We start from the raw sequence: 23,243 nt of genomic DNA on the forward strand, positions 1-23,243 counted from the left end.
TGCATGTTGCGGCAAACAAGCCAACAGCTACAGAATGCGGACTGGCCTAGGGGCGGCAAAAGTGCATCAATTTATTCAGAGAACCGCTATTTACCAGTTCGCCACCGACTTATTAAACGTATCGGTAATGATGTTGCGAAAAACCTCACGCAGGGCCGCTGGATCATTATTAATGCTGGAAATATCCCGACTGGCCGGAAAGTCGCGGGTGCTTTGGAAGGTCTGCTCAAAGTCCTGCTTGGGGTCTTTAGTATTCGTGTACTTCACCCGCACCTGAATGGTTAGGCGGTTGACACCGGCAATGTCCTGGTTGTTCTGCTGTTGAATAGCTGCGGGCGCAAAATCAAACGCAATGATCTGGCCCTCAAACTGTAAATCGCCGTCGCGGGCCTGTTGTTTGAGCGTAGTGTTGCGCTGGAAATAGTCCTTGAAATCTTCCGTAAAGCGCTGGGCCAAAAACGACGGGCCGTTATTGGCGTTGTTCTGGAAGGTGGAGATGGAAATCGTTTGTATTTCCGGCGAAATATTGGTGCCGCTAAAGGAGTACACGCTGCAGCCACTCAATGACAGCAGAAGCAGAAAGCAGGCAACCAGCCAGGAGGGAAGCCCGGCGTTACGCTTGTTCGAGGTCATATTGCTTGAGTTTGCGGTAGAGCGTGCGCTCCGAAATGCCCAAGTCATGGGCGGCATACTTGCGCTTGTTGTGATGCTTTTTCAGCGCCTTGATAATCATCTCCTTCTCTTTGGCCTCCAGAGAAAGAGTTTCTTCTTCAGTTTCGTGGGTGATGTCCTCTACGCGGTGTGCATCATCCTCATAATCAGCCGCGTCTTCCACGTCCAAGTCGCGGGAGTTGAGAATATACTCGCTCGAAGAGCCATCCGGCGAAGGCTGCCGAAGTGGCCTAGCCGCTTGCCCATTTTCATAGGGGGCCACGCTTAGGTTATTGAACAGATGGCTGTTCTGGCGCAGCAGCTCCTGAGTTTCGTGGGGGCGCTGACCTGTGGCCATATCCAGCACCAGCTTCTTCAGGTCCGTCATGTCACGGCGCATATCGAAGAGCACTTTGTACAGCAAGTCGCGCTCGGAGTAGGTGTTGCCGGCGCCATCGGTGGCGCTGCCGGCGGCGTGCACCAGCATGGGCAGGCGGCTGCTCTGGTCGGCGGGCAGGTACTGCCGTAGGCGGCGCGCGTCTACCTCGCGGTCCGTTTCCAGCACTGACATCTGCTCGGCCACGTTCTTGAGTTGGCGGATATTGCCGGGGAACCGGAAGCGCTGCAATTCCTGCACTGCTTCGGGCGTCAGCGACACCGGCTTTACCCGATAACGGTCGGCAAAATCCGTCGCGAACTTTCTAAACAGTAAGTAGATGTCATCGTCTCGTTCACGTAACGGTGGAACTGTGATGGGCACCGTGTTGAGGCGGTAATATAGGTCTTCGCGGAAGCGGCCTTCACGCACGGCATCCAGCAGATTTACGTTGGTAGCGGCTACTACGCGTACGTCGGTCTTCTGCACTTTAGAAGAACCTACCCGGATAAACTCGCCGTTTTCCAGCACGCGGAGCAGGCGGGCCTGGGTGCCGAGCGGCATCTCGCCAATCTCATCCAGGAAAATGGTGCCGCCGTTGGTCACTTCGAAGTAACCCTTGCGGGCTTCCTGGGCACCAGTAAACGAACCTTTCTCGTGACCGAACAGCTCCGAGTCGATGGTGCCTTCCGGAATGGCGCCGCAGTTGATGGCAATGAACTGGCCGTGCTTGCGCGGCGAAAGCGCATGAATGATCTTGGAAAACGACTCCTTGCCGGAGCCACTCTCGCCGGTGATAAGCACCGTCATGTCGGTAGGCGCCACCTGGGCCGCTACCTGAATGGCGTAATTCAGCGACGGTGCATTGCCAATGATGCCAAAGCGCTGCTTGATAGATTGTATTTCGGAAGGAGTCAAGGTCGGTAGTGGATTTTCGTGTGGAAGACGAAAAGCAGCGGAAAATATTTTACTCGTCAGGCAAAACAGGTAATCTAAACCCAATTGCTGCGCTGCAAAACAGAGCCGGGCCAAGCGTCGAGGGTGGCACAGAAGAGGCGGTGGTGCTCCGCTGACCCCGTTATATGGAGGTCAAACTCTTCGGGAAGCCAGTGGTCGGTATATCCAGTAATTCGTAAAGGGCCTGACGGAGTTTCCTGATCGAAGAAAGAATAAACTGTTACTCCGGCTGGGTTTATGAGTCCTTCTTCCCACGAAAGCACAATTCCTAACGCCTTTTCCAGATCAAGTAGTAGCTGTGAGAAGTGGCCACTGAATACGATGATGCAAGTAGCCATTCCTGCGCTCTAGCCGGGCTGTTACTCTACGGCGTCGCCGAGCAACGAGCCGCCGGTGCCTGTGTGCACAAACACGTTCACGTAGTCGCCCTTTTTGTAGTGCTTTTTGGGGAAGATGACGACCTGGTTCTGGCTATTGCGGCCGCTGAGGTGCTCAGCGCTGCGCTTAGAGAAATTCTCGACCAAAACCTGGTGCACCTTGCCCACCGCTAGCTGATTGCGGGCCGCGCTGCTTTTCTGCTGTAAATCAATGATTTCCTGCAGGCGGCGCTTCTTTACGTCCAGCGGAATATCGTCTTCCAGCTTGCGCGCAGCCAGCGTACCGGGACGCTCCGAGTAGAAGAACATGTAGGCCATATCATACTGTACCCAGTCGATAAGACTAAGCGTATCCTGGTGTTCTTCCTCGGTTTCGGAGCAGAAGCCCGCAATCATGTCGGTGCTAATGGCGCACCCGGGGCCGAGGATGCGACGGATAGCTTGCACACGCTCCTCGTACCAAGGGCGGTCGTAGGTGCGGTTCATCAGCTTGAGTACCCGCGAGTTACCGCTTTGGGCAGGCAGATGGATGTACTTGCAGATATTGTCGTAGCGCGCCATGGTGTGGAGCACTTCATCGGTGATGTCCTTGGGGTGCGAGGTAGAGAAGCGTACCCGCAGCTCCGGGCTCACGAGGGCTACGCTTTCCAAGAGCTGGGCAAAGTTAACTTGCTCCAGGCCATCTTCTGAAGCCCACTTATAAGAGTCGACGTTCTGGCCTAGGAGCGTGACTTCCTTGTAGCCCTGGGCCACCAGGTCGCGGGCTTCCTGCACAATGCTGTGGGCGTCGCGGCTGCGCTCCCGGCCGCGGGTGAAGGGCACCACGCAGAAAGAGCACATGTTGTCGCAGCCGCGCATGATGCTGATAAAGGCCGTAATACCGTTCGAGTTCAGGCGCACCGGCGTGATGTCGGCGTATGTTTCCTCGCGGCTCAGCAGCACGTTTACGGCTTTTTGGCCGCTGTCAACCTGCTGAATCAGTTGGGGAAGGTCGCGGTAAGCATCGGGGCCAACCACTAAGTCTACCAGCTTTTCTTCTTCCAGAAACTTGCTTTTCAGGCGCTCCGCCATGCAGCCCAGCACCCCTACCAGTAGGCCAGGGTTGCGCTTCTTGTGGCTGTTGATCTGCGACAAGCGCATGCGCACGGTCTGCTCGGCCTTTTCCCGAATGGAGCAGGTGTTAAGTAGCACCAGGTCAGCATCTTCCAGTTGTTCCGTCGTATCGAAGCCCTGCTCGAAGAGGATGCTTGACACGATTTCAGAGTCGGAGAAATTCATCTGACAGCCGTAGCTTTCAATATAGAGCTTGCGCTTGCGGCCGGTTTCGGTGGCCGGGCTCACGCGCACTTCACCCGAAGGCGTCTGCTCATGTGTGGTAGCTTCCACCGAAGGAGTAGGTATAGTAGCGGTATCGAGAAAATCGAGGGTAATCAGCGGTTGGGACATAGGAAAGGCGTCGCAGGCGTCAGCTTCACGGTTCAAAGAGGGGCAAAGGTAACCCTTTTAGGCCGAAAATGACAGAATGGCAGGTAGGGGAAGGTGAAATTGTGAAGTGGTGAAAGGGTGAGTTGGACGTGCTGCTTGCGCGAAATGCACAAGTGGTCTGGTCTAGGCCAGTCGAACGTCCAACTCACCCTTTCACTACTTCACCTCAAGGCAGATAGGTAAGCACCTCGCGCAAATCACTTACTTGATGGAACTCTAGTCCAGTCAGCTGCTCGGGCTCCACGCGTTCGAAAATCCAGGTGGCGTGGTAGGGCACGTGCACGGCCCGAAATCCCAATCGGGCAATCGGCATAATATCGGATTTCAGCGAATTGCCGATCATACAAAAGGTCTCGGGCTGAGCGCTGTAGCGCGTAAGTAAACGCTGGTAGGTAGCCTCGTCCTTCTCGCTGACAATCTCTACGTGGTCGAAAAACTCTCCTAGCCCGGAGCGGGCAATTTTGCTTTCCTGATCGAACAGGTCGCCTTTGGTAAGCACCATCAGCTGATGGCCACGCTGGCGCAACTCGGTTAGGACTTCCTGTACGCCGGGTAGCGGCTCAATGGGGTAGCGCAGCAAGTCTTTGCCCATATCCAGAATGTGCTGAATGTCTGAACCGGTTATGGCACCGTCGGTGAGCTGGAGGGCAGTTTCGATCATGGAGAGCATGAAAGACTTGGCCCCATAGCCGAAGAGTTTCATGTTTTCCCGCTGCACCGCATTAAGCTGCCGGCTGATGCGGTCAGGATCGCCACAATGGGCCATGATGTTGAAGAGCCGGGCTTCTACCTGATCGAAATGCGGTTGGTTTGACCACAGTGTATCGTCGGCATCGAAGGCAATAAGATGGGGAGTAAACATAGCCGCAGAACTAGGAAAACTGCGTGAGAAGGCGCGCAGGGCAGCAAAGTTACCGAACTTAGCGCCCATGAAACAGCCTATTAACCTGGCCACCTGGAACCGCCGCGAGCATTTTGCCTTCTTCTCTGCGTTTGAAGAACCTTTCTTCGGCTTAGTCGCGCCCGTGGAATGCACAGGCGCTCAGGCGGAAGCCAAGCGGCTGGGCGTGTCGTTTTTCCTGTACTACCTCTACCACGCCGTGCAGGCCGCCAACGAGATACCAGAGTTTCGCACGCGCATTGAGAATGGCCAGGTGTATCTATATGATCGGGTGCATGCCTCAGCCACGCTGGGCCGCGAAGACCATACGTTTGCCTTTTCCTTTATTGAGCAGCACGATGAGTTGGCAGGTTTCGTGGCTTCCGCTACTGCTGAAATGGAGGCCGTACGCACCAGCACTGGCCTACGCCTGAGCGAAACCACTGCCCGCCCCGATGTGCTGCATTGCTCGGCCCTGCCGTGGGTGCGCTTCAGCGGGCTCACCCATGCCCGCAGCTTCAGCCACCCGGATAGCTGCCCCAAAGTCTCCTTCGGCCAGCTCTATCAGGAGAACGGTGCCACCTGGATGCCCGTGTCTGTGAATATTCACCATGGCCTAGCCGATGCGTATCATGTAGGCCTATTCCTGGCGGCCTTTGAGCGCCGACTGAAACAGGGAAGCTAAACAGGGAACTTGGTGCAGATACTGGCCTACAGATGCTGAACGCCCAAAACGTCCAGTATGGCCCGGGCTTTCAGGAGGCATTCTTCGTATTCGCGCTCAGGCACAGAGTCATAGGTGATGGCGGAGCCGACCTGGAAGCTGAGGTAGCCGGTATCTTGGCGGTACTGCAGGCTGCGGATGACCACGTTGAAATCGAAGTCGCCATTTGGCAGTACGTAGCCGATGCTGCCGCTGTACAGGCCCCGACGGGCACGCTCGTAGTGCTCAATAAGCTGCATGGCCCTGATTTTCGGGGCACCCGTCATGGAGCCCATTGGGAAGGCGGCCCGTAGTGAATCAACCAGGCCTAGGCCTGGTTGGGCGGTGGCCTGCACGGTGGAAATCATCTGCCACACATGGCGGAAAGGGTAGAGGCCGAATAACTCCGGCACGTGCACCGTACCGGTTTCGGCTACGCGCGCCAGATCGTTGCGCACCAGATCCACAATCATCAGGTTTTCGGCACGCTCTTTCTCGTCGTGCAGCAACGTCAGGCGCTGCTGTTCATCGGTTTCCGGGGTGGCACCGCGCCGGATGGTGCCTTTGATTGGTTGCGACAGCAGCGTGGAGCCCTGGCGACGCAGAAACCTTTCTGGAGAGGCGCAGAGTAAGTACCGGTCGTGCCAGCGGTAAAACCCGGCGAAAGGTGTAGGCGAAACCTCCTGCAAGCGCAGAAAGACCGCAACGGGGTCAAGCACCACGTTTTCGGCGTAGAATTCCTGACACAGGTTCAACTCGTACACTTCCCCGTTGAGAATGTCTTCCCGGATGTTCTCGACGGCCGCCAGATATTCCGCTTTTGGCATGCGGGCCTCAAAGGAAAGAGGAGCAGAAACAGGCGGCGTAAGTGGCGTAGTGGCCAGAATTTGCGCCAGTATATCGGTTGGGGAAGCAGAGGCGGACGAGATGGTGTGGATTTCCAGAGTGTCCGTTTGCCATTCCAACCAGATTTCCGGCTCGAAAAAATGAAGTGTAGGCCACTCCAGCCCATCGGGGTGGCGGCTGTGCAGCACTTCCACTTCGTTTTTAAGATCGTAGGTGAGCAGTCCACACCGGGGCGCCTCGCTGGCCTGGCCTAGCCATTGTTCCAACTCCGCTAATGTGCCGGGAGAAGGAGCCAGTGAGCCCCGTACTGCTAACCGCCGCTGGAAGGAGCCGTGCGGATAGGCTACATTATTTGGCTCAAAATAGGCGCATAAAGGAAACCCAGAGGCCCACTCTAGAGCACGGGCGCGGAAGTCGGGCGGGAGGTCGGGTAGGCGAACAGAGTACACGGTGCAAAGGTAACCGCCGGGTGCGAGGTAGCGAGACGCCGTTCGGTTGCCTGTTGCTAATACAACGCCTGGGTCAGCCAGAGGAACAGGGCTACTCTAACTCCTTCAGTGCCAGTTTTGCTTTGGTGTCGGTACTGTTTTTATACTCGTGTTTGGGGTAGCTCAGGGCCTTTTTAAAGTAGACACGGGCGGTATTCTTCTGTCCTTCCAGCTGGTATAAGTAGCCTAGCTGCAAAGCCGATTGGGGGGCAAAGTAATAAGGTGCGCTGCCCGCTAACGCAATTGTGCGGGCGTAAAGAAGCCGGGCCGAATCGGGGTGGCCTAGGAGGTGGTAGGCGCGGGCCCGCCGGTACGGTTCTTCTAGCCGGTCGCGCAAAGGTGTGGTGCGCACGGCCCGAAAGCTGTTTAGGGTGCGTAAGGCATCGTGGTAGTAGCCGCCGTCTATTTGCAGGCGGGCCCGCGTGAGCGTGCGGTTAAGCGGGAGCTTTTCCTCGAAAAACCGCTGCGCATAGTTGTCTTCCTCCAGCACTGTACGGCCGCCCATATCAATCTGTCGGCGGTATTTTTCGGCGGAAGTGGCATCTCCGGCAAGCCAGGCTGCGAGATAGAGCTTGAAGGCGGCATCTTTGCGATAGTGCTGCCCGCTGTAATTCGTAAGGAATTGTTGGTTTTCCCGCGCTGAAGCGGCGTACTGGCCCTGGTAGAGCAACAGGTCGGCTGCCATGTGGTGCAGGTAGGGCAGGGCTAGGTAGGTTGGGCCGCTGGGGCAGGCCCGGTAAGCGGCCAAAGCCGCATCGGTGTGGTGCTGCTTTTTATGCAAGCTCACCCGTAGATACCCCAGCAACAAATTGTCAGGCTGTTGATGATGAAGCGTTTCCACCAGCTGCAGGGCGGCTTCGGGCTTTTTGTAGTACGTTTCTTCCAGTAGGGCCAGAATCAGGCGGGCTTCCAGTTGGAAGTCGTTGGGCTGGCTGGCAGCTAAGCGCATGTTCTGTAGGCCAGTCTCCACGCTGCCCGGCAGGCCTAGCAGCTTCAGGAACCAGCGGTAGTTTTCAGGCAAAGAGCCGATGAAGAACTGCATCATCCCCAGCGTTTTGCGGGCCGGCAGGTATTGCGGAAAGCGCTGCACGACGGCCTGCATCTGGAGGAAGCTCTGGCGTAAGCTCCAGGCGCCCTGCACCTCATGCCCAAACACCACCTGTGCGGCCGCCTGGTGCAAACGGATTTCGGCCCGCGCATACGCCCGCAAAGCTCCGGCTTCCCCAGACTTCTCCAGCGTGCTTAGGCGCTGATCCTGGGCGTCGATGGTGGCCTGATACCCTGTGGCATCCTGACTTATAAGTAGTTCTGTGATTTGCAGGCAATCGGCCACCAGCAAGGGTCCGGCGGCAGTAGGCGTGCGGGCTAGCTCCGGGCGTAGCAGGGAACGTGCCGCCGCGGGCCGCATCTTGAGTACTTCGGCGTAGGCGCGGGCGAGCTGTTTATTGAGGGTTGGCTGCTGGCTGGCTGCGGCTACCTCTGCCTCCTGGAGTGGGCCACTGAAGCTGGTATCTATACCCCATACGAAGCATGTCAGCCAGAGACACAGCCGTCGTAGGCCTCTGCCAAATCCTGCGCGCATCGGGGTGGGGAGCATCATAGGGCAAAAAAAGAACGGCCCCGTAAAAGGCCGTTCTTTTGCAAGTCAATAAGCAGTAAGCCTACGCAACGCGAGCTTCTACGTCAGCCAAAACGCGGCCGCAGTGCTCACACACGATGATTTTCTTGTGGGCAATGATGTCTGCCTGGCGCTGCGGGGGCACCGTGTTGAAGCAGCCACCGCATGCATCGCGCTTTACCGTTACCACGGCCAGGCCGTTACGTACGTTACCGCGGATACGGGTGTAGGCCATCAGCAAACGATCCTCAACGGGCTTCACGGCTTCGCCGCGCTCGTCCATGAGTTTCTTCTCGTCGGCTTCGCTTTCACCTACAATCACATCGAGTTCACCTTTCTTGTTGGTAAGGTCTTTCTTCCGCTCTTCAAGGCGCTGCTTGGTGCCAGCGATATCGGTGTTCTTCAGCTCAATCTGGTACTGAGCTTCTTTGATTTTCTTCTCAGAAATCTGGATTTCCAGCTTCTGGAGTTCAATTTCCTTGGCAATAGCCTCGTACTCGCGGTTGTTGCGGACGTTCTGCTGCTGGTCTTCGTAGCGCTTAATGAGGCCGTCGGCATCTTTGGCGTTCTGCTTGCGCTGCTTGATCTGCTCGTTGAGTCCGGCGATTTCCTCGTCGAACTTGCTCACGCGCACCTCATAGCCGGCAATTTCGTCCTCCAGGTCACGAACCTCTTCTGGCAAGTCGCCACGCACGCGCCGGATTTCGTCGAGCTGCGAGTCGATACGCTGCAGATTCAGAAGGGCTTCCAGCTTGCTGGCAACGGGATTCTCCGCGGAGGGATTAGAAATCATAACGGACGGGGTTGGTAAGGGTCTCAGCAGTTAAGAGCGCAAAAGTACTCCCAAAGTTGTCGGTAAGCAAATCCCGGAATATTTCGCCCGTGAATTGCTCGCTCTCAAAGTGGCCTACGTCGCAGAGCATCAGGCGGCCTTCGGCGCCAAAATATTCGTGATACTTCAGGTCGCCGGTTACATAGGCCTGGGCGCCAGCGGCGCGGGCCTTCCCGATAAGGAAGCTGCCCGCGCCACCGCACAAGGCCACCCGCCGGATGGGCTGGTCAAAATCAGTATGTTTCACGACGGGCACGCCCAGCGCCTCGCGCAAATGCCGCCGGAATTCCTGGGGGCTCATCTCCTCGGTCAGGTCACCGACCATACCGGAGCCCACATCCTGGTGCACGTTTTCCAGCCTGATAAGCTCGTAGGCCACTTCTTCATACGGATGCGCCTGTTGCAACGCCCGCAGCACGGCGCCCTGCAGATGCAGTGGCAGCAGCACCTCCACGCGCTCCTCGCGTGTGCTTTCGGGCTGAAGCGGGGTGCCGGTATGGGGGTTAGTGCCCGCGCCCGGCGTGAACGTGCCGGTGCCTTCCATGCGGAAGCTGCAGTTGGAATACTGGCCTATCTGGCCCGCGCCGGCCTGATAGAGCGCCTGCAGCACTACCTCAGTATGCGCAGGAGGCACGTACGTTACGAGTTTGCCCAGCGTCCCCGATTTGGGATCGAGGATCTGCAGATTCTGCAGGCCCAGTTTCTCGGCCAGCTTCCGGTTGACGCCGTGCAGCACATTATCCAGGTTGGTATGCGCTGCATAGATGGCTATGTCGTTTTTAATAGCCTTGATGATGGTTTGCTCTACTTCATTGGCCCCGGTAAGGCGTTTGAGCGGCTTGAACACCACCGGATGGTGGGCTACCACTACGTTGCAGCCGCGGCGCAGAGCTTCGTCTAGTATGGCCGGGGTGCAGTCTAGGGCAATGAGCACGCCGCGCACTTCCATCTGTGGGTTGCCGCACTGCAGGCCAGCATTGTCGTAGGATTCCTGGTAGGCCAGGGGAGCAGCGCGCTCCAGCACGCGGGCCAGTTCTTGAACGGTTACGGGCATATAAGTACGGTGTTGAGAAGTCAGGAGCAAAGAAGATGCAGGCCTGGAAGTGGCCTAGAAGCAGCAGTAGGCCACTAAAGTAGCGGCAAGTTGCAACAGGAGCGTCAAGACTTAACGCTTCACTGATTCCAGCACCTGCACGTAGTGGGCAACATTGTCGGCTAGAGCGCGGCGTTTGTACTGCATGAGGTAGCGCGGATGGTCCAGCACATGAATGTGGTCGAATAGCTGTAGCTCATCATTCAGCTTCTGGAAATACTTGCCGTTGCGCTGACCCAGGCAAATGGCGGCGTGCCGCGCCAACCCCACCTCCTGCACCTGTTGCTGCATTCCCGACCTGATTCTTGGCCATAGCGCGGCCGTCACGGCCGGCGAATCGTAGAAGTTATAGTTCAGGCCGTTGCGCAGGAGCACCAACGGATACAGGGAACCTAGGAAAAAGTGTTCGTAAAATGCGGCTGGCCCGCCCATTGCCACTATTACAGCCTGCACAAACTCACTGGAAGGTTCCCGCCGCTGCGGCAACTCGTTCTCAATTCCCCAGGCCGCCAGCGCCACCGGATCGGTGAAGGCTACGCCCGTCCGACCATTGCCCAGGCGGCCCGGATTGATGCCCAGCAGAGCCACACGCGGCTGGTTGCCGGTGTAGTAGCGCTGCGCAAATTGCGTGAACAACTCACGCGGCGTCGGGTCCTGATAGGGGCTGTAGGCCACTACCTCCTCCGGCAGAGTCTGGGGAACAGGAAATTCCGTGAGAAAGCGAAGCAGACGGTTGGCAAACATAGGTGCGTCATCAGAAGGATGGTAGGCCACGTATACGCAGGAAAAAGAGGAGTTACGGTACTTCCGCACGGATAACAGCCCGCAACCCGCTATTTTTGCGCCTCTCCCTGCTATACCTGCGCCCGTGCCATCCTTGCTCACTCTGCTGTTATTGCCCCTGAGCTTGCTCTACGCCGGCGTGATGGCCGTGCGCAACCTGCTGTACCATACGGGGCTAAACCCATCGGTGAGCTTCCCGGAGGTGCCGGTGCTAAACGTGGGCAATTTGCGGGTAGGAGGCACTGGCAAAACGCCCCATGTAGCCTTTCTACTCGCGCTGCTTCAGCAGCTAGGCCAGCATCCGGCCATGCTAAGCCGCGGCTATGGTCGGCAGACGCGCGGTTACCGCTTGGCCACTTTAACTGACACGGCGGCTACGATCGGCGACGAACCACTGCAACAGTTTAGGCATTTTGCGGGAGGCATTCCGGTGGCGGTGTGCGAAGACCGGGTAGCCGGAATCCGACAGCTGCTGCTTGATGCGCCTATCACTTCCGCCATCGTGCTGGATGATGCCTACCAACACCGCCGCGTGCAGCCGGCCATCAATATCCTGCTGACGGAACAGGAGAGGCCCTTTACGGAAGACTTTGTGCTGCCCGCCGGCCGGTTGCGCGAAAGCAGGGTCGGAGCCGTGCGCGCCGACCTCATCATCGTAACGAAGTGCGACGAACTGCTTTCCGATGCCCGCCGGCAGGAGTTTACCCGCGACATCCGGCGCTACGCCCGGCCTACGGTGCCGGTGCTGTTCTCAACCTACGTGTACGGGGAGCCGGTTGCGGTAGGGGCCGCCGCTAGGCCACTTGGGCCGGAGGTGGTGCTGCTCACGGGCATTGCCCGGCCTGAGCCGCTGGTGCAGTACCTCACATCGGCCGGCTACCACGTAGTGCACCACACTCGCTTTGCCGACCACCATGCCTTCACGGAAGCCGAAATAGCTGCCATTGCTGCGCAATTACAACCCCAGCAAAGCGTTTTCACTACGCAGAAAGACGCGGCCCGCCTGCTTGATCCGGCATTGGCACCCGTTGTCGCGCAATTGCCCGTATTTTACCTCCCCATTGAGGTGAGGTTCCTCGCCGATGGCCAAGCCCGCCTGCAGGAACTCCTGATGCCCTACTTTCAGCCCCACGCTGTTGTCTGATTTACCTTTGACTCCGCACTTCCGGGCCGTTGCGCCCGCCTACTGGTCGCCGCTGGTGCGTCCGTTGCTGCTGCTTGTACTGCTGCTAGGCCTCTGGCCCGCGGCCCAGGCCCAGATCGTCGACGACTCCACGAAAAACCGCTACGGCGCGCACACCACGTTTATTCTGCGCGAGTCTAACCTGATGCGGGGCGATACGGTAGGCCAGATCATCGACAGTACTCTCACGCGGCTGCCCCAAAACCGCTATTGGGTGCATGATAGCGCCTTTTATCAGGACCTGGGCAACTTCGGTACCGCCTCCCGGCACTTGCTTTGGGAGCCAAACGGGCAGCTAGGTGCCCGCCTGGGCCGCAATGCGTTTGACCGCTATGCGCGCGATGCCTCCAATATTCCCTACTACGATACCCGCTCGCCCTACACATTCTTCCGCTTCAACCAGGGAAACCCTTACGAGCAGATTTTTGAGCTGTCGTATGCCCGCAGCATCAAGAAAGCAGTTAACGTAGGCTTTGCTTTTGAGCGATTTGGCTCGAACAAAATTCTGGCCGTCAGCAATCCGCGTGCTGGTCAGGTAGAGCATACCAACTTCCTGCTGTTTCTGCGCTACCAGAACAAGAACGACCGGTATCATCTGATGACCAACTTCTCCACGGCCCGCCACCGCGCCGCTGAGCAAGGCGGAATTGTGGTGCAGCCTGAAGATATTCGGGATGATGGGAGTGTTAATCTGAAGCAATCATTTGATTACGGAGATGAAGAAGTACGGCTGGTAGGTGCCATCAACCGCGATGATCGGGACCGTTTCCGGCTGGCCCATACCTACCGTCTGATCGGGCGCGGCCTCACGGCCTACCATGTAGCCGACTGGAGTCGCCAGCAGAACAAGTACACCGATGATCAGCTGCTGAACACCAGCACTGGCCTACCGCGCTACGACCTTCGCAAGCACAGCACTACCATTACGGACGACCGTGCCGATTACCGGCAATTTGAGAACACGGTAGGCGTGATGGGGAATACTCCTTCAGTGGCCTACCGTCTCTACGGAAAAGTCCGAAACTATAAACTGGAGTCCCGAGTTCGGAAAGACGATACAGATCTTGGCTTTACACGGGAGGAGTTGCAATACACCCAGAACGATGGCCCTCAGCTTTTCCTGGGCGGAACGGCAGCGTTCCGCTACAAGCAGTTTGCCATCGAGGCAGCTGGCGAAGTGAAAGTGCCAGGTAAGTTCAAAGAAATCATACAGATAGATCAGACAGAATACCGGTTTACAGGATTGGCCCGCTTAGGCCCTCTGTCCGGTGAACTGCTCTTCACCGGCTACTCGCCGACCCTTACTCAGCAGCGCCTCGAGGGAAACCATTTTAGCTGGGACAATACCACCAGCGCTACAGAATTTAGCAATACCCAAGTTCAGCAGGCACGTGTACTGATAAACCAGAAACTAGGTAATCAATACCTGCAACTAGTTGGTACAGCGGCAAATATTACCGGCCTGGTATACTACAATGAGCAAGCGGTGCCTGCCCAGCTAGATGATGAGCGCCAGGTGCTAAGTATTATGGCCCGGCATCGGTTCAACGTAGGCCACTTCTTTATGGATAATCAAGCTACCTATACTAAGGTGACGGGTGGCACCATAGGCCTGCAAATTCCAGAGCTGGTAGGAGAGTCGCGGCTATACTATCAAGGGTATGTGTTCAAGAAAGCCTTGTTAGGGCAGGTTGGCGTACAGACATACTTCCAGTCTCGCTGGCAGCCCTATGATTACAGCCCCAGCACGCAGCAGTTCTTTATTCAGGACCACTTTACTATCCGCAACACACCCATTGCCGATGCCTTCGTGAGTGCCGATATCAAGACGCTGAGCATCTTCTTCAAGATGGCCTACATCAACCAGTTCCTGCCGCAGTCGGGCTACTTTACTACGCCGTATTACACAGGCCTGCCGCGCCGGCTGCAGTTTGGTATTCGGTGGCAGTTTTTCAATTAATGCTGCGCTAGGCCACTCTAAGAAGTGAGTTGTTACGAAAGCAGTTGGCTGGCCTCCGTCGCCATTTAATAAGTCGCTTTGCCCGTCATGGAAACCGAAGGAAAAGAAAAGACCATCCTAAAGCTCAAGCTCAACACCGATCCGCGGTGGGTAGATATTGCCAGCAAGAACATCGAAGATATTCTGGTTGACCACGCTTACTGCGAGCAGAAGGCCGCCAGCACCGGAATCAGCCTCATCGTGAAATACCCCGAAAAAACCCGGCTGGTAGATGAGCTAACCATGCTGGTAGCGGAGGAGTGGGCCCACTTCGAGCGGGTGCTGCTGGAGCTGCGCAAGCGTGGCCACGAGCTGGGCCGCCCGCGCCGCGATGAGTACGTGGTGCAGCTAATGGCCCACGTACGCAAGGGCGGTGCCCGCGAGCGGCAGCTAATGGATCAGTTGCTGGTAAGTGCTTTGATAGAGGCTCGTAGCTGCGAAAGGTTCAAGCTTTTGTGGAAGCATATTCCTGACCCCGAGCTATCGAAATTCTACTACGAGTTGATGGTCTCGGAAGCGGGTCATTTCGTGAGCTACGTGGACTTGGCCAAGGAATACTGCGACCCAAAAGTGGTGGAAGTACGCCTGCAGGAGCTGCTGAAGATCGAAGGTGAAATCGTAACTAACCTGCCCGTCCGCGACGACCGGATGCATTAACCTCTGAGGAGGCTGCTCAGGGTTTGTAGGCCTCTAGGGCAGGTTGCGCCTTGTTCGTGAAATCGAACAGCGCCTGGTTTTCCCAACTGGAGCCGGTAGTACCTGATGCTGCTACCCAATCAGGAGCCCAGTAGCAAAAGCCGATACCGCGCTTATTGCGCAGGCCCGCCACGCGGCGGCGCAGCTCCAGCAGAAAGGCCCGCTGGCCCTCAGGAGTAGCCGCATAGCCGGGCATGAGCTGGCCGGCGTCGCCGATGATGTTGTTGGTGTTGTCTTTCCACTGCAGCGTGAAAGGATAGGCCGTTTCTACCACCAGCACGTCCTTATCAAACTGCACAATCAGGCTGTTGAGGCGCTGCTCCATTTCTTCGAAGGTGCGCCCGTGGTATAACGGGTAGTAGGAAATGCCTTGCACATCGTAGCGGACGTTGTACTGCTGCAGGTGCCCGAAAAAGTAAGCAGCATCGGCCGTGCCCGCGTAGTGCAGCACCGTCCGGATAGTATGCTGCGGGTCCTCATCCGCTACCGCCGAAAGGCCGCTATTGAGTAGCGCCGCGAAGGCGGGCCAGCTGGTTTCGTTGTTGAGCTTTCCCTGGGGCCAGAGCATGCCGCTGTTAATCTCATTCCCGATCTGGACCAGATCAGGGGAGGCTTGCGCTTTTTGCAATACCTGTAGCACGCGCCGCGTGTACCGATATACGCTATCCTGAAGCACGGTAGCGCTGAGGCCCTGCCAGGCCTTGGGCGTTGGTTGCTGGCTGGGGTCGGCCCAGGAGTCAGCGTAATGAATATCGAGTAGCAGTTTGGCGCCTGCCTGTTTTACGCGTTTGGCATAGGCTACTACTTCCGGTAGGCCACTGTGGCCATCGGGGGGAGTGTGCCAGAGCCGCAGACGCACCAGATTGGCACCCTGCTGCTGAAAAATAGCAAGTGTTGGAGCCGGTTGGCTGGCCGCGTCCGTGAACTTACTGCCAGCAGCTTCCAGCTGCGGCGAGAAGGAAAGGTCTACACCTCGGTAAAGGATGGGGGCCAGCGCTGGCTCCTGTACGGGCTGTGGCACAGAGGGAGAATCCTTGCCGCAGCCCATTATCAGGCCACTACTGAGCACTAGGAATGCCACAGTACGTACCTGCGCCACGAAAGAATATTGCATATTAAGCGGCCCCTGGGCCCAGAAAGGATCTGTTTTCTACCCGCAAGATAGGCAGTACAGTGGCCTAGGCTGTCGGTTTCTCCGGATTTGGTATCTGCCTGGAGTTCAGTAGGCCAGCCGGTACGCTTAGCTCGCCGGTATGAAAATCGAGGAGGCCGTTGCGCTCATCCTCAATATTGGTGGCCTGGGTGTACACGTCGCCGGCAATATCGCGCTGGCGGAGCTCCTGCTTGAAGGCCCGGATGTTGTTGGCACGGGATTCCGCATCCTGCGGTCCGCCATAGTCGGGGAAGCCGAAGCCGCCCCATTCGCTCACCAGCAATGGCACCTGGCGGCGGTAGAAGAATGGGTCGCCCACGACCAATGGAAAGGCTGCGGTGCCTTCCATTTCACCGTGCGTCAGGCGGTCAAGTAGTTCCTTCCAGCGGTTTAGGTCGGGGGTGTACAGGTGAGCCGTGAGCAGGTCTGATTTCAGGCGACCTTCCCAGGAAATGTGATGCCAGCCATCGTTATCAACCACCAGAAACTGCGGATACTTGATCTGCATGTAGTGGTACATATCCACTATGTACTGGCGCGTTTCCTTGTTGGTGGCAATGTCCTGGGCGCCCCAGTCCTCATTATAGAGGCTCCAGATAACCACGGAAGGGTGCGTTTCAATCAGCTCGACCATGCGCAGCAGCTCGGCGCGGTGGTTGGCGCGGCTGCGGGCGGTGGAGCTGTGCGGACTCGGTACCTCTACCCAGAGCAATAGGCCTAGCTCATCGGCCAGGTTATAGATACGCGGGTCTACGCCGGCAATATGCACGCGCACCAGGTTGCAACCCAGCTCTTTCATGGCGTACATGTGCCGCTGGGTTTCCTCAAACGTAGCCGTACCGGGCTGATACAGAATGCCATCCAAATAGGTAGGCTCGTTGTTTAGATACACGAAACGGCCCCGGGCTTCAATCTTGCGCAAGCCAAAATGGGCTTCTATTTTCGCTTCGTAGCCGTTGGCGTCGATTAGGCTGGCATCGAGGCGGTACAGATTGGGAGCATCCGGCGACCATAGCTGGGCCCCTGGCACTTCCAGCACCACGCGCTGACGACTTTGCCCGACGGGAAGCTGTAGCGGAAAATCGGATGTAGCAATGGGCGCCGAAGAGGCCGGCGCTGAGCGTTCAAACACCCGAATGCGCACCGTGTACGCCCCGGCGTCATGAATGCGCATGGTTAGGTTGAAGCGCACGAGTTGGTCTTCCACAATGCTGACCACGCCCACGCGCGAGCGGAGTCGGTTGCGCTCCACCATTTCCAGCCACACACTCCGGACGGCGCCCGTGTAGGTCTGGTACCAGATGCCGCCGCGCTTGTACACGTGCGACTCCTGTTTGCCGCGGGGCGTTTCGGCATCCATCGTGTCGGCAATCCGGACGGTGAGGCGGTTAGTGGGCTTCAGTAGCTCTTCCGGTAGCTCATAAGTGAAGGAGGTGTACTCTCCATAATGCACCTCTTCGCCTTCAATAGTGCTGAGCTGAATGCCGTTCAGCCACACGCGGGTTTCGTAGCCGCATGCGCCAAACGTAATCTGGAGCATAGAGCCGGTTTCTTTTTCGTCGCGGGCCGGAAGCGTAAACTCCCGCTCGTACCAGGCTACCACCTTGTCATTCCAAAGAGAAGGCCCACTGAACCCTTTTGCCTCGGCCATGTGCTCTTCCACGGAACCGGGCCATTGGGCCGTTTGCTCGTAGGAGTAGCCTAGCGCCCAGTTTTGCGCAATACCTACATCTTCCAGATCAAGCGCAAACCGCCATTCGCCGTCCAGCAGCAGGTAGTTGTTCATGCGCAAGACAGCGCGCGGCAGTGGGTTGGAGATAGGCTCAGCAGGTTGCACGATTTCGGTCGTGCTGGTAGAGAGACTATAGTTAGGATGGTCGGCGTTCATGCAGAAACGAATGCGTAGCAGGATCAGAGAGACCGGGCAAAATGGGCCTACTGGAATAATACCAGCAGTTGAAGTGCCCGATAGGCCAAGTAAAGCTACTAACGTAGGTGCGGCGCAATTGGATAACCCGCGAGTTGAATTCCCCACATACTCAGGGACGCCCAGAGTATAATCGGTGGACGATAGGAATATTTTATTGTAAAAAATTATAAACCACCTAGCCATTCTTATATTAGCTTTCCTGCTTTACACCGCTCCACATGAAAAGACTCCTACTGCAACAAGTTTTACTCGCAAGCTTTCTGGTTGCACCGCTACTGGCTGTAGGCCAGGCAGCTACACCCGTCAACACCGTTAACTTCTGCGGAGTCGACTTGTCGGCGCCGAACACCTGTACTTCGGAGTCAAAGTATCAGGTGAACTGCCAGGGCTACCGCCTGACGTGGATGTACCTGGATTATAAGATGATGCAGGACTTTCCAGAGCAGTTTGTGCGCCAGATTGAGAAGAAGCATAAGCACACGGAGCGCCAGCCCCTGGAGTGCTTTATCATGGATCAGCCTGCTAAAGGCTTCCGGGTGAGCTACCCCACAGAATCGGGCATGGCCTACGAACTGATAGCGTACGGCATTGCCAAAGGCCAGCCCGTTATGCTGCAGCTGACTATGGAAACCGACCCCGATAAAACCGCCCAGCTGCCGGAGCTGCCCCGCCAGATCCTGCGGCTTCCGAAATAACAAAAAGGCCCGGCTGTCTGCAGTCGGGCCTTTTTTGTGAAGCTTCTAGGCCACTTGAGTGGCCTAGGTTTTCTGCTTTTTCTTTTTGGCCGCCGGGAACAGGATGTTGTTCAGGATGAGGCGGTAACCAGGGGAGTTGGGGTGCAGCGCCAGGTCGGTGGGCTCTTCCTCTACAAGGTGCTGGTAGTCCTCGGGGTCGTGGCCGCCATAGAAGGTCCAGGTGCCTTTGCCCAGCGTGCCGTGCATGTAGCGCACTTCGCCCGAGGCCTTATTCTCGCCCATAATTACCACATCGGGCTTTATCAATGGCTTGCGGAAGGCCGTGGTCTGGCCCATGAAGCCCTTGATGGTCCGCTCGTGGTTCTGGGTGAGCATGGTAGGTACGGGGTCGTACTTGGCCGAAAAGTTGAAGAGCTGGAAGTAATCGTTGTCTTCGTACACGCCGCGCTCGGCGGGCTGCATGTCAATATTGGAGTACTCGTACTCCAGCGGGTCGCGCTCCAGCTGGAAGTTCTGGAAAGCCAGGGTCCGGTTGAAGTTGAGCTTCTGCTGGGCCTGGGGGTCGGCGGGGTCGCCGTCGTACATTTCCGCCACCATATCTACGCCTAGGCCTGCCAGGGCAATATCGTAGGAGTCGGTGGCCGAGCACATGGCAAACATGAAGCCGCCGCCCGCAATAAACTCCTGCATTTTCACCGTCACGGCTCCTTTCATCTGGCTCACTTTCCCGAAGCCGTTGCGCTTGGCTGTAGCTTCGGCGTCGCGCTGCTGCTGCTGGTACCAGGGGCGGTAGCGGTAGTTGCGAAAAAACTTGCCGTACTCTCCCGTGAAATCTTCGTGGTGGAGGTGCAGCCAGTCGTATTTAGGCAGGTCGCCGCGCAGCACTTCGTCGTCATAAATCTGGGTATAGGGAATTTCGGCGTAGGCCAGTACCATGGTCACGGCGTCGTCCCAGGGCTGCTTGCCTTTAGGCGTGTATACCGCAATCTTTGGCACTTTCTCCAGCTTCATCACATCCATGTTGGCGTTGGCATCGGCTATTTCGGAGAGGATGCCCGTGTACTGGGCTTCGCTGATCACTTGGTACGTGATGCCGCGTACGGCCAGCTCATTTTCAGCGCCTTGCACCACATTGCAGGCAAAGGAGCCTCCTTTGTAGTTCAGCAGCCAATCCACTTCCACCTGCTTGCCCAGCAGCCAGTAGGCCACTCCGTAAGCTTTCAGATGTTCCTTCTGGCTCCCATCCATCGGGATGAGAATATGATTGGCCCAGGCGGCTGCCGGTTGCCCGAAAATGCTGGCCAGCAGCAGAAACAGAGCAAAAAGACGAGATATAGACATACGGAATGAGGGTGAGCAGTAGGGGTAGCCGCGTTGCGCAGAGCGGGGGCGCCACCAAATAAAGCGGGGCTATAAAGAGGAAAGCCACACCTTAATTTAAAGGTAACGAAACGGGCTGGGAGTTTAGCGCAAACCGGCTACCTTGCGGGACTAGCCCTTGCTGCCCTACGGCTCCGCCGAACTGGTTGTGCCGGGTCGAATTTGGTTTCATTTGCTTGTTGCCGTCGCTATGCATTTGCTGGAAAACATCAAAGAAGCGTTTCGTTCCATAAACAGCAATCTGCTGCGTACCGTCCTGACCGCCCTTATCGTGAGCATCGGCATCATGTCGCTGGTGGGTATCCTCACGGCTATTGATGCCATCAAAGCTTCGCTGAACCAGACATTTGCCAGCCTCGGGGCCAACTCCTTTGAAATCAAGGCCAAGGGCTATAACAACCGCTCCCGGCGCGGTGGTGTACAGCAGAAAACCTATCCGCCGCTTACCTATCTGCAGGCCAAGCAGTACAAGCAACAGGTAGCCAATGAGGCCAAGGTGGGCGTCTCCACCTTCATTGCGGGTGCCGTAGAAGTGAAGGCGGGCGGCGAAAAAACCAATCCCAATATGCAAGTGGTGGCCGGCGACGAAAACTACCTGCTTATCCAGAGCTATAACTTGGGCGCGGGTCGTTCTTTTTCGGCCGCAGAGCTGGAGAATGGCACCAACGTCGCCATTGTCGGCAGCGAAATCAAAGACAAGCTTTTTCCTAAGCAAAGCCCGCTCGATAAGTATATCTATATGCTGGGCCGCCGCTTTTTGGTGGTAGGCCAGTTGGAAAAAAGCGGCAGCACGATGGGCGGCGGCGGTGCCGACCGGCTCGTACTTATTCCGCTGGAAACCGGCAACCAGATGCCCCGCCAGCGCGCCCTCACCTACGATATCAAAACGGCCACGCTCGACCCAGCCATGTTGAACTACATCACGGGCGAGGCTACCGGTATCATGCGCTCCGTGCGGCACGATGCCCTAGGCCAGGAGGATAGCTTCGAGGTAGAGCGCAGCGACTCGTTGGCGGGCAAGCTCGACTCTCTTTCCGGCAACCTGAAAATGGGTGGTTTTCTGGTGGGCTTCATCACGCTGCTGGGCGCCAGCATTGCCCTCATGAACATCATGATGGTGTCGGTTACGGAGCGCACCCGCGAGATAGGTATCCGGAAAGCGCTTGGCGCCACGTCGCTCCAAATCCGGCAGCAGTTCCTGATTGAGGCCATTGTGATTTGCATGATGGGGGGCACACTGGGCATTGTGCTGGGCGTAGGCATGGGCAATGGCGTGTCGGCGCTGGTAGGCAGCGGTGCCTTCATTGTGCCGTGGCTCTGGATGATTATTGGCCTGGTTATTTGCGTCACGGTAGGCCTGATTTCCGGCTATTACCCCGCCAGCAAAGCTGCCGGCCTCGACCCCATCGAGTCGTTGCGCTACGAGTAGTGGCCTAGGCCAGACTACCCATTGGCCACCTAGGCTTCCGCGATTCGCCAAGGATAAGGGGCTTCGTTTAGGCCCTTCGCTGAAAAGAATACAAAGGAGCTGTTTGGTTTAAATACCAGGCAGCTCCTCTCTTTTGCCGCCGTCGTAGCCATTTAAAACTTGTCGCCACTTCGCTAACGGCAACGCGGATGGCGTGAGCGTTACACGGCCGAAATATGCACAGCGATAAATAGACGAAGGCAGCAAAAGTAGCCTGCCTGGTTGAGGTGAATTCTCAAGTTAAGTGAACACAAAGTTGATCCAGTAACGTCTTCTCATTGGGCACCGTAAGGCCTCCAGGACCAAATGTGGCTAGGCCTATTTATGCCTTTCGAGTAGTGTTTCTACTTGTCGAAAAAGCTTCAAAGCAATGGCCTGGATAGCCAAAAGCAGGGGAGGGGTACGGAAGCGTCTGGCGTATAGTAGAAGAGAATGCTAGGTAAGAAGCCTGTCAGATAGATGTCAAAAACGCGCTGCGAAACACTTAGTGTCATCCCATCTGAAACCGCATGCAAGCCTATTGCCCCTGACAATACGGACTCTACTGCTCCTTTTTTACTCTACTGTGAAGGAACACCAGTTTTAATCTATGCAGATCTGAAAACAGCATGTTACACCTGCTGGCGTCAAGATCTACCAAAGAGTTGGCAACTGACTGAATTGAGCTGTGGTATTACATGCGCTACAGATGCAGACGTATATCCTGATATAAGTTGACTGCTGGTGCAAGATTATCAACCTAAGCCCCAGGAAAACCCAAGTGAATACGGATAGTCCTGTACTAGCGTAGTTGAATCGCTAGCAGTACTATAGCTCAGAGATGCTTTTTTATTTTCCCTGATGACACCACGCAAGTCAAGCAGTTGGCAAGGGAAGAAGTAGAGCGCTATTTCTTCTCTACAAATGGCGCTTACAAAGAATTAGAGTTGTTTGACCATTTGGGTGTATATTGCAATGCATTCGACTAATAACCATTTGGGCATGGACCATACTGAGACAGTAGGGCAGAGGTTTTTAAAGTTAATTTCTCATTTGGGCATATCGAAAAATGCCTTCGCGGCTTCTCTTGATAAAACCGCCACGGTCATCCAACATCTTGTCGATGAGAGGAATAAGCCGGGATTTGACCTTTTGTGCAAGGTTTTTGATGTATATCCAAATGTATCTAAAGATTGGTTGTTGCAGGGTATAGGTCCTATGCTAACGGACGACGTGAGTGACTCGCCTGAATCTGAAAAAGAGACTCGGGCAACTGCCGCTGCCGTAGCCCAAGCAGGAAATGTAACCGAAAATACTCCTACGCCTCAACTGAATACGCCGGCAGATAGGACTTCCTCAGAACCCATAGTTGCAGCAGCAGAAGTACCTAGGCCTCTCCAGGAGCCAGCCGTAGCACCAGCTGTGGCGCAAATGCCAACTGCTGTTCCTGAGCCTGCGGCAGTATTGCCTACTACTGCAGTAGCAACTGGCAGCCCTATGGTAGCGCCTGTTTCAGCTCCAGCGGATTCGAGTTGGCAGGCGGCGTTGTACACGCAGCAGATGGCCCATCAACTGGCACTCGCTGAGCTACGCAATCAGCACTTGCAGGACCAGCAGCGCCTGATGCAGCAAATGATGGATCTTATGCAGCGGCAGCTTACGCGCTAAACT

The 23,243-nt window shown here is 56.4% G+C and carries 19 protein-coding genes; 7 read left to right on the forward strand and 12 right to left on the reverse strand.

The features are described 5' to 3' along the window. Positions 1-90: 90 nt before the first annotated feature. The 4 genes from CFT68_RS02860 to CFT68_RS02875 all read right to left on the reverse strand — a co-directional run bounded on the left by CFT68_RS02860 (position 91) and on the right by CFT68_RS02875 (position 4,708). Positions 91-633 (reverse strand): LptE family protein, encoded by a 543-nt coding sequence (locus CFT68_RS02860; RefSeq protein WP_088841912.1) that lies wholly within the window; start codon positions 631-633, stop codon positions 91-93. Further along, complete coding sequence (locus CFT68_RS02865) at positions 614-1,945, reverse strand: sigma-54 interaction domain-containing protein (RefSeq protein ID WP_088841913.1); 1,332 nt, start codon at positions 1,943-1,945, stop codon at positions 614-616. The genes CFT68_RS02860 and CFT68_RS02865 overlap by 20 nt, the downstream gene beginning before the upstream one ends. Positions 1,946-2,343: 398 nt before the next feature. Continuing rightward, positions 2,344-3,807: a tRNA (N6-isopentenyl adenosine(37)-C2)-methylthiotransferase MiaB gene (gene miaB / locus CFT68_RS02870; RefSeq protein WP_088841914.1), complete on the reverse strand. Its 1,464-nt coding sequence runs from the start codon at positions 3,805-3,807 to the stop codon at positions 2,344-2,346. A gap of 205 nt (positions 3,808-4,012) precedes the next feature. After that, positions 4,013-4,708 (reverse strand): HAD family hydrolase, encoded by a 696-nt coding sequence (locus tag CFT68_RS02875; RefSeq protein ID WP_088843647.1) that lies wholly within the window; start codon positions 4,706-4,708, stop codon positions 4,013-4,015. Positions 4,709-4,775: 67 nt separating this feature from the next. Here CFT68_RS02875 and CFT68_RS02880 point away from each other — a divergent pair, with 67 nt between their 5' ends. Further along, positions 4,776-5,411, forward strand: coding sequence for a chloramphenicol acetyltransferase (locus CFT68_RS02880; RefSeq protein ID WP_088841915.1), 636 nt, complete (start codon positions 4,776-4,778; stop codon positions 5,409-5,411). Positions 5,412-5,437: 26 nt separating this feature from the next. Here CFT68_RS02880 and CFT68_RS02885 read toward each other — a convergent pair whose 3' ends face one another. The 5 genes from CFT68_RS02885 to CFT68_RS02905 form a co-directional block, all read right to left on the reverse strand. Beyond that, entirely contained in the window at positions 5,438-6,724 is a 1,287-nt protein-coding gene (locus CFT68_RS02885; protein ID WP_088841916.1) for an anthranilate synthase component I family protein, read from the reverse strand. A gap of 91 nt (positions 6,725-6,815) precedes the next feature. After that, positions 6,816-8,363, reverse strand: a complete 1,548-nt coding sequence (locus CFT68_RS02890) for a tetratricopeptide repeat protein (RefSeq protein WP_141106408.1) — start codon at positions 8,361-8,363, stop codon at positions 6,816-6,818. A gap of 61 nt (positions 8,364-8,424) precedes the next feature. Further along, positions 8,425-9,174 carry a zinc ribbon domain-containing protein gene (locus CFT68_RS02895; RefSeq protein WP_088841918.1) on the reverse strand — a complete coding sequence of 250 codons (750 nt, stop codon included), beginning with the start codon at positions 9,172-9,174 and terminating at the stop codon, positions 8,425-8,427. After that, on the reverse strand, positions 9,164-10,267 hold the full coding sequence (locus CFT68_RS02900; RefSeq protein ID WP_088841919.1) for a Nif3-like dinuclear metal center hexameric protein: 1,104 nt from the start codon (positions 10,265-10,267) through the stop codon (positions 9,164-9,166). The genes CFT68_RS02895 and CFT68_RS02900 overlap by 11 nt, the downstream gene beginning before the upstream one ends. 111 nt (positions 10,268-10,378) lie before the next feature. Then, positions 10,379-11,080, reverse strand: coding sequence for a uracil-DNA glycosylase family protein (locus CFT68_RS02905; protein WP_245815259.1), 702 nt, complete (start codon positions 11,078-11,080; stop codon positions 10,379-10,381). Positions 11,081-11,174: 94 nt separating this feature from the next. Between CFT68_RS02905 and lpxK the strand changes: the two genes are divergently transcribed. The 3 genes from lpxK (at position 11,175) to miaE (ending at position 14,928) form a co-directional block, all read left to right on the forward strand. Then, positions 11,175-12,233 carry a tetraacyldisaccharide 4'-kinase gene (lpxK, locus tag CFT68_RS02910; RefSeq protein WP_245815260.1) on the forward strand — a complete coding sequence of 353 codons (1,059 nt, stop codon included), beginning with the start codon at positions 11,175-11,177 and terminating at the stop codon, positions 12,231-12,233. Next, a complete protein-coding gene (locus CFT68_RS02915; protein ID WP_141106409.1) occupies positions 12,226-14,232 on the forward strand; it encodes a putative porin in 2,007 nt (668 codons plus the stop codon). The genes lpxK and CFT68_RS02915 overlap by 8 nt, the downstream gene beginning before the upstream one ends. Positions 14,233-14,319: 87 nt before the next feature. Further along, positions 14,320-14,928 carry a tRNA-(ms[2]io[6]A)-hydroxylase gene (gene miaE / locus CFT68_RS02920; protein WP_088841922.1) on the forward strand — a complete coding sequence of 203 codons (609 nt, stop codon included), beginning with the start codon at positions 14,320-14,322 and terminating at the stop codon, positions 14,926-14,928. Positions 14,929-14,944: 16 nt separating this feature from the next. On the opposite strand, the gene CFT68_RS02925 is transcribed toward miaE, so the two are convergent. Together CFT68_RS02925 and CFT68_RS02930 are read right to left on the reverse strand one after the other, a co-directional pair. Further along, positions 14,945-16,081, reverse strand: a complete 1,137-nt coding sequence (locus tag CFT68_RS02925; RefSeq protein WP_088841923.1) for a glycoside hydrolase family 53 protein — start codon at positions 16,079-16,081, stop codon at positions 14,945-14,947. A 64-nt stretch (positions 16,082-16,145) separates the two neighbouring features. Beyond that, entirely contained in the window at positions 16,146-18,008 is a 1,863-nt protein-coding gene (locus CFT68_RS02930) for a glycoside hydrolase family 2 protein (protein WP_088841924.1), read from the reverse strand. Between the two features lie 260 nt (positions 18,009-18,268). On the opposite strand from CFT68_RS02930, the gene CFT68_RS02935 reads away from it, so the two are divergent. Continuing rightward, positions 18,269-18,745 (forward strand): hypothetical protein, encoded by a 477-nt coding sequence (locus CFT68_RS02935; protein WP_141106410.1) that lies wholly within the window; start codon positions 18,269-18,271, stop codon positions 18,743-18,745. Between the two features lie 63 nt (positions 18,746-18,808). Here the strand turns inward: CFT68_RS02935 and CFT68_RS02940 are convergent, their stop codons facing one another. Further along, a complete protein-coding gene (locus CFT68_RS02940; RefSeq protein WP_088841926.1) occupies positions 18,809-20,086 on the reverse strand; it encodes an asparagine synthetase B in 1,278 nt (425 codons plus the stop codon). Positions 20,087-20,315: 229 nt separating this feature from the next. Between CFT68_RS02940 and CFT68_RS02945 the strand changes: the two genes are divergently transcribed. Both CFT68_RS02945 and CFT68_RS02950 read left to right on the forward strand, forming a co-directional pair. Beyond that, positions 20,316-21,554, forward strand: a complete 1,239-nt coding sequence (locus CFT68_RS02945) for an ABC transporter permease (protein WP_088841927.1) — start codon at positions 20,316-20,318, stop codon at positions 21,552-21,554. Positions 21,555-22,574: 1,020 nt separating this feature from the next. After that, positions 22,575-23,240 (forward strand): hypothetical protein, encoded by a 666-nt coding sequence (locus tag CFT68_RS02950; RefSeq protein WP_141106411.1) that lies wholly within the window; start codon positions 22,575-22,577, stop codon positions 23,238-23,240. Positions 23,241-23,243 lie beyond the last annotated feature (3 nt).

The organism is Hymenobacter gelipurpurascens, from assembly GCF_900187375.1.
Taxonomy (GTDB): domain Bacteria; phylum Bacteroidota; class Bacteroidia; order Cytophagales; family Hymenobacteraceae; genus Hymenobacter; species Hymenobacter gelipurpurascens.